The organism is Roseateles sp. (assembly GCF_039929605.1).
Lineage (GTDB): Bacteria > Pseudomonadota > Gammaproteobacteria > Burkholderiales > Burkholderiaceae_C > Pelomonas.
Window position 1 is genome coordinate 37,263 of sequence record NZ_JBDSQX010000092.1, and the last position, 10,983, is coordinate 48,245.

Genomic DNA, 10,983 nt, shown 5'->3' on the forward strand with positions numbered 1-10,983 from the left:
TTAAGCCTCAACCAACGAAGAAAAGCGCGGCGCAGGCCGCCATGCCCGCGACCCAGAGCACCGAGCGCAGCGAGGCCTGGTCGGCCAGATACAGCGCGATGTAGGCCAGCCGCGCGGCGATGAAGCCCAGCGCCAGCGCGTCCACCGTGGCCTGGGCAGCCTGGTGCTGATGGGCGACGAACAGCCCGGCCAGGAATAGCGGCAGGGCCTCCCAGCCGTTGGACTGGGCTGCGTTCGCGCGCGCCTGCCAGCCGTCGAGCTTGGCCAGCCATTCGCGCGGCGAGTTGTTGTCGAAGCCGCCCTCGCGACGCCGCTTGCCCACGCCCTTGGACTTGGCGAGCGCAGCGCACACCGGGGGTAGCGCACAGGCCACGAGCAGGCAGAGTTGGGCGATGGTCATGGCGGCTACTTTCAGCGTCTATCAGTGAGGGCATGGGCGATGGTGCCCAGGTCCACGTATTCGAGCTCACTGCCCACCGGCACGCCGCGCGCCAGTCGCGTCGACTTGATGCCGCGCGCCTTCAGCGCCTCGGCCAGCACATGCGCGGTGGCCTCGCCCTCGGCGGTGAAGCTGGTGGCCAGGATGACTTCCTCGACGCCCGCTTCCGCTGCGCGCGCCAGCAGCTCGGCCGCGCCGATCTGGCGCGTGCCGATGCCGTCCAGCGGCGAGAGCCGGCCGAGCAGCACGAAGTAGTAGCCGCGGTAGGAGGCGGTGCGTTCCAGCGCGGCCTGGTCGGCCGGCGTCTCGACGACGCAGAGCAGCGCCGCATCGCGCTCAACGTCCGCGCAGACGCTACAGATGGGTGTCTCGCTGAAGGTGTGGCAACGGTCGCAATGCTTGATGTGCTCGCCGGCCGCCGTCAGCGCGTCAGCCAGGCGCGGCATGGCCAACCGGTCGTGCTGCAGCAGGTGGTAGGCCATGCGCTGGGCCGACTTCTGGCCCACGCCGGGCAGGCGCTTGAGCGCCTCGATCAAAGACTCTAGAGCGTTCAAACCGAAGCGGCGCCGTCAAAAAATGATCGCCGCCACAGGCGCGATCTCATCAAGCAGCAGCCGTGGAACTGGCTGCGCCCCCTTGAGGGGGAGGCGCGAAGCGCCTCGGGGGTGGGCCATCAGAACGGAAACTTCATGCCGGGAGGCATCGGCATGCCCTGCGTCAGCTTGCCCATCTTCTCGGAGCTGGTCGCTTCGGCGCGGCGGGCCGCGTCGTTGAAGGCAGCGGCGACGAGGTCTTCCAGCATGTCCTTGTCATCGGCCAGCAGGCTGGGGTCGATGGTGACGCGGCGGACTTCGTTCTTGCAGGTCATCAGCACCTTCACGAGGCCGGCGCCGCTCTGGCCCTCGACCTCGATGTTGGCGAGCTCGTCTTGCGCCTTCTTCAGGTTGTCCTGCATCGCCTGGGCCTGCTTCATCAGACCGGCGAGTTGGCCTTTCATCATGGTGTGTTCCTTAAGTGGTGATCAGGGGTTGGACCGAGCCGGGCAGGATGCGTGCCGAGGGGAACTGGGCCAGCAAGGTGCGCGTCATCGGGTGTTGCGCGGCGAGATCTTCGGCCGCGCGCTGCTGCGCATCGGCAAGGGCGGTCGCGCGCAGCGCAATGGAATCTTCGGCCACGCCGGCTTCGACATCGAGCCGCGCGTCCAGCGCCGCTTCGAGCTTGCCGACGAGGGCGGGCTGGCGCAGCGATTCGCGCTCGACGCGCAGCGTCCAGACCTCGCGGCCGTCGACCGTCGCGCAGCCCAGCGCCTGGGCCTGACGGGCCAGTTCGCCGGTCATGCCCGTCAGGTTGAGGGCAGCGATGCGCCCGGCCCAGAGGGCGCCTTCGGGCGTTTCACGCAGCACGGCGCGGCGTGGGGCGTCCGGCTCGCGAGCGGCGGGCGCTGCCATGGCGGGCACGTCATCGGCCTCCATCCACGGCGGCGGTGCGTCGTCGGGCGGCGAGCCATCGAGGTCCGCCGACTCGTCGGCCTGGGCCGCCGCTTCGACTGGGCGGGGGCGCAAGCGGTCGCTCGGCTTCATTGCCACCGAGGGTTCGGCCACCTGGGGAGTTGCGACCACAGGCGCCGGTGCGAAAGCCGTGGGCACGGGGGCGGGGGCTGGAGCCACGGCCACGGGCGCCAACCTCGGCAGCGGCACCGCCACCACCGCCTTGGCCACCGACGGCGGCCGCACCAGCGCAGCCGCCTTCACCGGCCTGGCGCTCGTGCCGGCCGGGCGGAACGCCAGCATGCGCAGCAGCACCATCAGCAGGCCGGCGTATTCGTCCGGCGCCAGATGCAGCTCAGCGCGGCCATGCAGGGCCATGCTGTACATCAGCTGGATCTCATCGGCCGGCAGCAGCGCGGCCAGGCGCCTGATCTCGGCGGTCTCGTTGTCGGCATCGTCCAGCGCCGTCGGCGCGGCCTGCGCCAGCGCCATCTGCTGGAACAGCGTGGCCAGGTCCTCCAGCGTGCCAGCAGCCGACAGGCCCGCGCCGCGCAGCGCATCGGCCTGGGCGACGACCGCCTCGCCACTCGCCGCCGCCAGCGCGTCGACGATGGCCACGACATGGCCGCGGTCCACGCTGCCCAGCATCTGGCGCACGCCGGCTTCGGTCAGCGCGCCGGCACCGAAGGCAATCGCCTGATCGGTCAGCGACAGGCCGTCGCGCATGGAACCCCGCGCCGCGCGCGATAGCAGCCGCAGCGCGCCCGCTTCGGCCGGTACGTTCTCGGCGCCCAGCACATTGCCGAGGTGGCTCTGCACGTCCACCGCCGCCATCGGCCGCAGGTTGAACTGCAGGCAGCGCGACAGCACGGTGACCGGCACCTTCTGCGGGTCGGTCGTGGCCAGCACGAACTTGAGATAGTCCGGCGGCTCCTCCAGCGTCTTCAGCATCGCGTTGAACGCGGTGTTCGACAGCATGTGCACTTCGTCGATCATGTAGACCTTGAAGCGCCCGACGACCGGCTTGTAGACGGCCTGGTCCAGCAGCTGCGAGATCTCCTCGACACCGCGGTTGGACGCTGCGTCCAGCTCCACGTAGTCGACGAAGCGGCCCGAGTCGATGTCCCGGCAGGCGTGGCAGACGCCGCAGGGCTTGGCCGTGATGCCGCCCGTGCCGTCCACGCCGACGCAATTGAGGCTCTTGGCCAGGATGCGCGACACCGTCGTCTTGCCAACGCCGCGCGTGCCGGTGAACAGGTAGGCGTGGTGCAGGCGGCCCTGCGTCAACGCGTTGGCAAGGGCCTGCACGACATGCTCCTGGCCGACGAGCTGCTCGAAACTCTGCGGACGGTATTTGCGGGCCAGGACCTGGTAACTCATCCTCAGGATTCTAGGCGTCGATAATCCCGCCCCATGACCTCGCAAGCCCCCCTCACCTACGACCAAGCCGGCGTCAATTACGACCTGATCGACCCGCTGAAGATCACCGCCCAGCGCGCCGCCGCCGCCACCGCCACACACCTCGCCGGCCACGGCTTCACCGAAGTGAAAGCCTCGCGCGGCGAGTCGGCCTATGTCGTGGACGTGGGGCCGTTCTACCTGGCCTCCATCGTCGAATGCCTGGGCACCAAGACCCTGGTGGCCGACGAGATGGCCAAGCTGACGGGCAAGAGCTTCTTCGCCGGCATCGCCCAGGACACCATCGCGATGGCGGTCAACGACCTGATCACCGTCGGCGCCACGCCCCTCGTTGTGCAGGCCTACTGGGCCGCCGGCGGCAGCGACTGGTTCGGCGACGCGCAGCGCTCGCAAGCGCTGGTGGCCGGCTGGAAGGCCGCCTGCGACACCTGCCAGGTCGCCTGGGGTGGCGGCGAAACGCCCGCGCTGGCCGGCATCGTCGAAGACGGCCGCATCGACCTGGCCGCGTCCTGCACCGGCCTCATCAACCCCAAGGAGCGCCTGTCGGTCGGCGACAAGCTGGGCGCGGGCGACGCCATCGTGCTGCTGGCCTCCAGCGGCATCCATGCCAACGGCCTGAGCCTCGCGCGCAAGCTGGCCGAGCGTTTGCCCAACGGCTACCTGACCGAGATCGAGCCAGGCCTCAGCTACGGCGAAGCGCTGCTGGCACCGACCGCGCTCTACTCGCCCGTGACGGAAGCGCTATGGAAGGCCGGCATCGCGCCGCACTACTGCGCCAACATCACCGGCCACGGCTGGCGCAAGCTGCTGCGCCACCCGAACCAGCTGACCTACCGCATCCACACCGTGCCGCCCAAGACGGCGGTGCTGGAGTTCATCCAGAAGCAGGCCGGTCAGGACGACCGCGAGGCCTACTCGACGCTGAACATGGGCGCCGGCTTCGCCATCTTCGTCAAGGCGGAAGACGCCGAGCGCACTGCCCAGGTGGCACGCGACTGCGGCGTCGAGGCCTGGGTGGCTGGCACGGTCGAAGCGGGCGAGAAGCAGTTGCTGATCGAGCCGTTGGGCATCCGTTTCAGCGAAGACGACCTGGCCTTGCGCTGAGCCATGCCCGCGCGTGAAGCCTCGCGGGCCGAGCGCCGGGCCGCTCCCAAGCCGGCCCGTCTGGCGATGTGCGAGTGGGGCACGCCCCGCGAGCATCGCCGTCCCCTCGGGGGACCGGCCAAGGTACGCCTTGGACGAGGGGCCGCATGACGTGGTACTACACGCAGATGGTCCAGTGGCATGTGCTGCTGGCCTGGTGCAGTGTGGGCCTGTTCTTCATCCGAGGAGCCCTCTTCCAGTTCGGCTCACCGCGCGCGCAGGAGTTCGCCAAGGACGCCCGCCTGCTGGTGCTCGTCTTCGGCGTCAACGCCTGCCTCGTCGTCACGGGGCTGAGCCTCTGGGGTTCCATCGGCTACGGCTTCACGCGTGACTGGTGGCTGGGCGCCAAGCTCGTCGCCCTCATCGGCTACGTGATCTGCGGCCACTGGGCCATGAGCCGTGCGCGCCTGCATCTGCTGGGCTATCTCACGGCGCTGGCTTTGTTGGCGCTGGCAATGGACCTTTCGATCAATCGCCAGTTTCTCCCCGGTTAGAATCTCGCTCGACGGGCCTCCCCGCATGGAAGCGCGCCCAACCGGGTCAGATGGGGAACCAAGCAGCCCTAAGCGTTGCAACCAGTGCCGGGGTCAGGCTCGTCACCCTCCCCTCCCAAGTTCATCAGCGGCGGCCGAAAAAGAAATCGGCCGGAGCCCGCATGAATGCCGGGTCCGGCCGATCTGGGCGAGGGATCAACTCCCTCTTTCACTTCACGTTCAGTTGCCCGGCGCCTTCGGAATGTCCGTTGTGCGGATGGTCAGCGACTTGACCTGGCCGCCGGCTTCGACGCTGCCCACCACATCACCTTCACGCACGCGGCGCTCGCACAGCGTGCGGTCTTCGCCACGCTGGGCTTCGCAACGCTTGAGGGCGTTGGCGGCCCATTGATCAGCCCGGTCGCTTTGCGAGACCAGCTTGCCCTGGCGAGCCTGCGCATACGCCGCACTGGCTTCACGCAGGCAGACGCTGCGCGGCTGGTTGGTCTTGCCGGTCAGGCAGTCGGCCTTCTCATGCTCGTACTGAAGGCGCAGGGGGTCGACGTTCTTCGCGGCAGGCGCCGCCTGGGCCACGTTGCTCAGCGCGAGCAGTGCAACGCCAAGCCAGACGGCGTGATGGCTTCGGTGGGTGTTCATCGCAATCTCCTTGAGGGAATGCGGCCGCAGCCGCTTGGACCGCGTTCAGCCGCGGGCGCGAACCGGCTGGTTGTCGTTCGAGATGTAGACCTCGACGCGACGGTTCATCGCGCGGTCGGACGTGCTCGAGTTGCTGGCCACGGGGTATTGCTCACCGTAGCCGCGCGTGGCGACGCGGGCCGGGTCGACGCCCTGGGCACGCAGCGCGTCGGCCACGGCCTGGGAGCGGCGCTGCGACAGCGTCAGGTTGGTTGCGTCGCTGCCGGTGCTGTCGGTGAACCCTTCGATCAGCACACGGCGATCCGCGTGCTCCTTCAGGTAGTTGGCCAGCTTGCCGATGGAGGCCTGCGCAGCCGGACGGATTTCGGCGCGGCCGGTTTCGAACAACACGTCGCCCAGCGTCACCAGCATGCCGCGGTCGGTCTGCTTGGCTTGCAGGTCGGCCAATTCATGGGCCAGCGCGGCAGCCTGGGCCTGAGCCTGAGCAGCCTGGCTCTGCGACTGGGCGGCATCGGCCTGGGCGCTGGCGGCTTGCTGACGGGCGACATTGGCATCGGCATTCGCGTTCGCAGCTGCGGCCTGGGCCGTGGCGGCCTGGCCCTGCGCCACGTTGGCGCGATTGGCGTTCGCATCGGCGCGGGCGCGTTCGCGGTCGGCTTCGGCGGCCTTGATGTTGTCTTCTTCCGTCTGGGCCTTGGCCAGGGCCATCGCAGTTTTCGCCTGCGTGGCGGCAACGTAGGCGGCGGAGTCGATATCAGCCGGCGCCTCACGGTTGGCGGCCAACTGCTCGGCGCGCTTCAGCGACTCGGTGGCCTTCTTCGCTTCCAGCGCGGCGTACTTCATCACGGCGGGGTCGGACTCGGCGCTGCGCACGGTGGAGCGCGCCTGCTGCAGGCCGGGCGTCACGGTGGGGGCGCTGGCGCAACCGGCAAAGAGGGCGGCAGCAGCAGCCAGGGTGGTCAGGGTGGCAATGGTTTTCATGTCGGTCCTCTCGGATCAGGAACGGTTGAGCTGCACTTGCAGCTGCTTGATGCTTTCGCGCACTTCGCTCAGCGCGCGCGTCGAGCGGGCGCTGCGCGCCGTGGCTTGCGCAAGGGCGGCGTCGGCGGCGGCCTCGTCGGCAAGCTGGCGGGCCAGCACAAAGTCCTTCTTGGCGATCGCCACGTTGGCGCGGGCCAGCTTGTCGCGAGCGGTAGACAGCTCGGCAGGCGCTTCGGCAGCGTTGCCAGAGGCTTGCTCGACGGACGAATTGGCGACGGCCATCTGTTCCTTGGGCTCGGGCGTGGAAGCGCAGGCCGCAAGTGCGAGGGCGGCGCAGGTCACGAGGACGGCGCGACTCCTGCTTTTTATCGAATGCGGATTCATCTTGGACTCCTATTTGTGATTTGACCGGCCGGTGAGCTTGTTCACCGTGCGGGCTTGGCATTGCAGCCTGCAGAAGGAGTATTCGCGCAGCAGACGGCGCGCCCGGTCGGAGACCGCCGCGTGCAAAGACGGCCTGTCGCCCCACACGCTGTGGGACAGGCCCTACAGCGACAGCGCTGGCTGGTCAACCAGCAGGTTGGCGGAAGGCCATCACGGCCTGGTTGCGCAGCGTGCGCAGCAAGGAGAGTTCCTTGTCGCCAAGTTGCACGGCGCCGGCCTGGGCATGGTCGGCATAGATCAGCCCAAGGGGCGCTCCCTTGAGCACCAGCGGCAGCAGCAGGAAGCTCTGCGCCTGCATCTCGCCCTTGAACCAACTCGGCAGCCGCGCCGCGATGTTGGCGGCGCGGGCGTCCTGGATGAGCGTGTCGGCGCCCTTCAGGCAGACGGCGGCGAGCAGGTCGGGCGGCTGGCGGGTCAGCTCCACGCGCAGCAGCGGCGCGAGGCGCTCGACGTCGAGGCCCACGCCCAGGCGGCCGGTCAGCGTCTGGCCACGCGCATCGCGCAGGCAGAAGATGACGCGGCGCACGCCGAGGGCGCGATAGATGGTCTCCAGGATCATGCGCAGCACGGCATTGAGCTGAAAGCTGTTGACCATCGCGTCGGTGATCTCCTGGATGCCGGCCGCCAGCAGCTCGCTGGCCTGGGCCGCAGTTGGCGGTGAGCCGATGGCCTCGGTGCGGTCCAGCACCAGGGTGCGTGTCAGCTCATGGGCCGTCAGTGAGTCGTGCACGGAAGGCGTCAGCGGCGCCATCAGGCGATGGGCCTTGGAGTTCTGCGGCAGGCGCATGTCCAGCGCCTCGGTCATCTGCGTGAGGCGCTGGCGGGCCGTGTCGGCGGCTTGCTCGAAGGCTTCGGCGTTGATGCCCAGCGCCCGCGCATGCCGCTGCGCCAGCGCCTTGACCTTGGCATGCGCCTGCTCGGGCGGCGTGTGCAGGATGAGATCGGCCATGTCGTTGGACGCGCGGGCCAGCCAGCGCTGGCGCTCGGCGGCGTCCTCGATGAGCTTGGTCGGCGCCTCGCCGCCCGGCCGGCGCATGGCGCGCTGCAGGCTGTCGGGCAGGCCCCATTGGCGGGCCACGCCCAGGCCCAGCGCCTCGTAGCTCATGCCCAGCACCTGGGCGGACGCGGCTGCCTCCGTGATTGCCACGCCGTCGTCCGCCGGGCTGACGAGGCGGCGCACGGTCTCGGCCTCTTCAGGGAAATAGAACTCGGTCAGCGTGCGGCCGAGGTGGTGCAGCATGGCGCCGAGAAAGGCCTCCTCGGCCTCGCGCTCGCTCAGGCAGAGCTCACGTGCGACGGACGCGGCCATCAGCGAGCGCAGGAAGTCTTCTCGCAACCGCTGGGCGTGGCCCTTGTTCTCCATGCGCTCCAGCAGCACGAGGCTGAGCGCCAGGTTGCGGATGCCGGCAAAGCCGATCAGCGCGACGGCGCGCGAGATGGTGCTGATGCCGCCGCCGCCGTTGTGCCGATAGGCCGCCGTGTTGACCAGGCGCAGCAGCTTTTGCGTCAGCGCCACGTCCTTCAGGATCTCGTTGGAGAGGCTGGCCAGGCTCTCGTTCTCGGACTGCGTCAGGCGCTGGATGCGGCTGATGGCGTCCGACAGCGCCGGGAAGTCGCTCTTGTGGCGCATGCGGCGCAGCAGGAAGTCCAGCACCGGCGCGTCCTGCGCCTCGGCATCGGGCTCGGCCACGGGGCGCAGCCAGGCGGCCAGCGCGGCGTGCATCTGGCCGGCACTGGGCCAGCGGGCCTGCGGGTCACGCGCTAGACCGCGCTGCACGATGGCGCGTAGCGCGTCGTCCACGTCATTGGCCAGGCCCGAAGGCAGCACCAGGTCGGTCGTCTGCACGCGCTGCACGGCGCGCCAGGGGTCGGGGTCGTGGTTGAGGCGCTGGCCGCTCAGCATCTCGGCCAGCATGACGGCAGCCGCGAACACATCCATCTGCGGATGCGGCGGCGCGCCGGCAGCGGCCTCGGGTGAGATGTAGCCGGGCGTGCCGACGATGCGCGTCGGCGCGCTCGTGGCAGGCGACACGCGCGCCGCGATGCCGAAGTCCATGACCCGCGCACGGCCCCGGGCGTCGATGAGGATGTTGCTGGGCTTGAGGTCGCGGTGCACCAGGCCGGCAGCGTGAGCGGCAGTCAGGCCATCGAGCACGCCCAGCAGCAGCGTGACGGCCTCGGCCGCGGTCAGCTTGGGGCCGGCGCGCAGGCGCTGGCTCAGCGTGCCGCCGCTGACGTATTCGAAAACGAGGTAGGAGCGGCCGCCCTGTGCGTCGGCCTCGAACACGGGCACGATGTTCGGGTGGGTCAGGCGACTGACGGCTCGGGCTTCGTGCAGCCATTCGTCCACGCTGCCGGGCTCGTTCGCATCCACGCCCTGAGGCTTGAGCAGCTTGACGGCGACCTCACGGTCCAGCAGCGGGTCATGCGCCAGCCAGACGGTGGCCTGCGCGCCTTCGCCCAGGCGGCTCAGCAGCCGGAAGCGGCCGAGCTGGGGAGGTAGGTCATCGGCCATGGATCAGTCGTCTCAGGAACGGCCCGCCAGGCGGTTGCGCAGGGAGCCCGGCTCGGTGGCCGGCGCTGCGGCCGGTGGCGGCGCAGGCTGACCCGGCTTGTGCGCACCGGGGTTGAGCGCCTCCATCACCTCGCGCAGGCCCAGGCTCAGTGGCTTGGCATAGCGCCGCGTCGCGGCGTCCACGGCGGGGCGGCGCTTGGCCTCGGGCAGGGCAAGCGCGTCGATCAGTTCGTTGCCCAAGCTGCAGGTCAGGCGCAGCGTGTCGGCGTCGTTGCGCGGCGGGTGAACGGGCGCGCTCAGCGGTTGGCGGCGGATCATCTGCAGCAGCTCGTCGCCCAGGCCCCAGTGGCGGGCCACGGCAACACCCATCGCGTCCAGGTCGCAGCCCAGCACCGCGTAGGCGGCGGCCTGCTCGCTCAAGGCGGGCGGGTTGGGTTGGTCCTCCGTCGGCTCGGGCGGCACCATCAACTGGCGAATCTGCTGGGCATCGTCCGGGAAGTGGTACTGCAGCAGCAGCCGACCGAGGTTCTGCATGACGGTGATGAGGTAGACAACCTCGGCGTCATAGCCAGCCGGGCGCAGCGTCTGGGCCACCTGGGCGGCACGGGTGACGCGGGCCATCACCTGGCGCAGCATCTCCGCCGCCACTGGCGCCAGCGGCCCGGGCCATGGTTTGAGCGCGTTAGCGGCCAGTTGCACGCCGTCCAGGCCGAGCATCTGGATGGCGCGCTGCATGTTCAGCACCGTTTCGCCCGCATGGCCACTCTGCTTGAGCGCGTTGTTGACGCGGCGCACCAGCTCCAGGCTGAGGGCCATGTCCTTGAGCACGAGATCGGACAGCGCGCTGACGTGCTGCGCCTCCATGCCGGCGCCCCCGGTGAAGCGATGCATACCGGTGGTCGTCGTCGGCAAGTGGCCCTGGCGCTGCAGCTTGTCCAGCAGCAGCACGACGGGGCCGCCGTCGTCATAGGCGGCGGCCTGGCGCCAGCCGTCCAGCGCGCGCCAGAAGCTGCGCGCGAGGTGGTAGCGCTGGCGCAGTTGCCGGTCGGTCGCGCGGTTGCAGATGGCGCGCAGTGGATCGGGGATGGGGTGGGGTGTCTCCCAGCCCAGGCGCACCATCTCGCGGCCGACGGGTTGCATCTGCTGCACGACGGCCTGCAGGTCGTTCTCCTCCAGCACCGGCTTGCCGCTGAGGATGCGGTTCAGGATGAGGCCGGCGCAGAGCACATCCTCCTGGGCGGACTCGCGCACCGCGCGGCGCGTCACCGCGTCGAAATCGACCGTGGCGGGGAAGACCTCCTGCGCCACTTCGATACCGATGAGGCGCACCTTGTCGTTGGCGTCGATGACGAGGCTGGCGGTCTGCAGATCACGGTGGGCGTGGCCGGCGTCGTGCGCAAAGGCCAGGCCTTCGAGCAACTGGGC

Annotated in this window: 11 protein-coding genes and 1 other RNA gene; 3 read left to right on the top strand and 9 right to left on the bottom strand. The window is 69.6% G+C overall.

All coding sequences use genetic code 11. From position 1 onward, the window contains the following. Positions 1–7: 7 nt before the first annotated feature. From ABIS05_RS12680 to dnaX, 4 genes are all read right to left on the bottom strand, one after another. Positions 8–400, bottom strand: coding sequence for an MAPEG family protein (locus ABIS05_RS12680; RefSeq protein WP_348013350.1), 393 nt, complete (start codon positions 398–400; stop codon positions 8–10). An 11-nt stretch (positions 401–411) separates the two neighbouring features. After that, on the bottom strand, positions 412–993 hold the full coding sequence (gene recR / locus ABIS05_RS12685) for a recombination mediator RecR (RefSeq protein WP_348013351.1): 582 nt from the start codon (positions 991–993) through the stop codon (positions 412–414). A gap of 119 nt (positions 994–1,112) precedes the next feature. Further along, a complete protein-coding gene (locus tag ABIS05_RS12690) occupies positions 1,113–1,439 on the bottom strand; it encodes a YbaB/EbfC family nucleoid-associated protein (protein ID WP_348013352.1) in 327 nt (108 codons plus the stop codon). A gap of 10 nt (positions 1,440–1,449) precedes the next feature. Further along, positions 1,450–3,306: a DNA polymerase III subunit gamma/tau gene (gene dnaX, locus ABIS05_RS12695; RefSeq protein WP_348013353.1), complete on the bottom strand. Its 1,857-nt coding sequence runs from the start codon at positions 3,304–3,306 to the stop codon at positions 1,450–1,452. 33 nt (positions 3,307–3,339) lie between these two features. On the opposite strand from dnaX, the gene ABIS05_RS12700 reads away from it, so the two are divergent. The 3 genes from ABIS05_RS12700 (at position 3,340) to ffs (ending at position 5,089) form a co-directional block, all read left to right on the top strand. Further along, positions 3,340–4,449, top strand: coding sequence for an AIR synthase-related protein (locus ABIS05_RS12700; RefSeq protein WP_348013354.1), 1,110 nt, complete (start codon positions 3,340–3,342; stop codon positions 4,447–4,449). A gap of 146 nt (positions 4,450–4,595) precedes the next feature. Beyond that, complete coding sequence (locus tag ABIS05_RS12705; RefSeq protein ID WP_348013355.1) at positions 4,596–4,982, top strand: SirB2 family protein; 387 nt, start codon at positions 4,596–4,598, stop codon at positions 4,980–4,982. A gap of 10 nt (positions 4,983–4,992) precedes the next feature. Continuing rightward, positions 4,993–5,089, top strand: an RNA gene (gene ffs, locus ABIS05_RS12710) — signal recognition particle sRNA small type. Between the two features lie 112 nt (positions 5,090–5,201). On the opposite strand, the gene ABIS05_RS12715 is transcribed toward ffs, so the two are convergent. The 5 genes from ABIS05_RS12715 to ABIS05_RS12735 form a co-directional block, all read right to left on the bottom strand. Then, on the bottom strand, positions 5,202–5,618 hold the full coding sequence (locus tag ABIS05_RS12715) for a hypothetical protein (protein ID WP_348013356.1): 417 nt from the start codon (positions 5,616–5,618) through the stop codon (positions 5,202–5,204). A gap of 45 nt (positions 5,619–5,663) precedes the next feature. Further along, entirely contained in the window at positions 5,664–6,599 is a 936-nt protein-coding gene (locus ABIS05_RS12720) for an OmpA family protein (RefSeq protein ID WP_348013357.1), read from the bottom strand. 15 nt (positions 6,600–6,614) lie between these two features. Beyond that, positions 6,615–6,983: a DUF4398 domain-containing protein gene (locus ABIS05_RS12725; protein WP_348013358.1), complete on the bottom strand. Its 369-nt coding sequence runs from the start codon at positions 6,981–6,983 to the stop codon at positions 6,615–6,617. A gap of 184 nt (positions 6,984–7,167) precedes the next feature. After that, positions 7,168–9,558, bottom strand: a complete 2,391-nt coding sequence (locus tag ABIS05_RS12730) for a protein kinase domain-containing protein (RefSeq protein ID WP_348013359.1) — start codon at positions 9,556–9,558, stop codon at positions 7,168–7,170. Between the two features lie 12 nt (positions 9,559–9,570). Then, the coding region (locus tag ABIS05_RS12735) for an HDOD domain-containing protein (RefSeq protein WP_348013360.1) at positions 9,571–10,983 on the bottom strand (1,413 nt) is incomplete at its 5' end.

Bases quoted from the DNA above. Each gene is read 5' to 3' on its own strand.
- ABIS05_RS12730 (WP_348013359.1), bottom strand. From the start codon at position 9,558: ATGGCCGATGACCTACCTCCCCAGCTCGGCCGCTTCCGGCTGCTGAGC.
- ABIS05_RS12690 (WP_348013352.1), bottom strand. From the start codon at position 1,439: ATGATGAAAGGCCAACTCGCCGGTCTGATGAAGCAGGCCCAGGCGATG.
- ABIS05_RS12725 (WP_348013358.1), bottom strand. From the start codon at position 6,983: ATGAATCCGCATTCGATAAAAAGCAGGAGTCGCGCCGTCCTCGTGACC.
- ABIS05_RS12700 (WP_348013354.1), top strand. From the start codon at position 3,340: ATGACCTCGCAAGCCCCCCTCACCTACGACCAAGCCGGCGTCAATTAC.
- ABIS05_RS12705 (WP_348013355.1), top strand. From the start codon at position 4,596: ATGACGTGGTACTACACGCAGATGGTCCAGTGGCATGTGCTGCTGGCC.
- ABIS05_RS12715 (WP_348013356.1), bottom strand. From the start codon at position 5,618: ATGAACACCCACCGAAGCCATCACGCCGTCTGGCTTGGCGTTGCACTG.
- ABIS05_RS12720 (WP_348013357.1), bottom strand. From the start codon at position 6,599: ATGAAAACCATTGCCACCCTGACCACCCTGGCTGCTGCTGCCGCCCTC.
- ABIS05_RS12680 (WP_348013350.1), bottom strand. From the start codon at position 400: ATGACCATCGCCCAACTCTGCCTGCTCGTGGCCTGTGCGCTACCCCCG.
- dnaX (WP_348013353.1), bottom strand. From the start codon at position 3,306: ATGAGTTACCAGGTCCTGGCCCGCAAATACCGTCCGCAGAGTTTCGAG.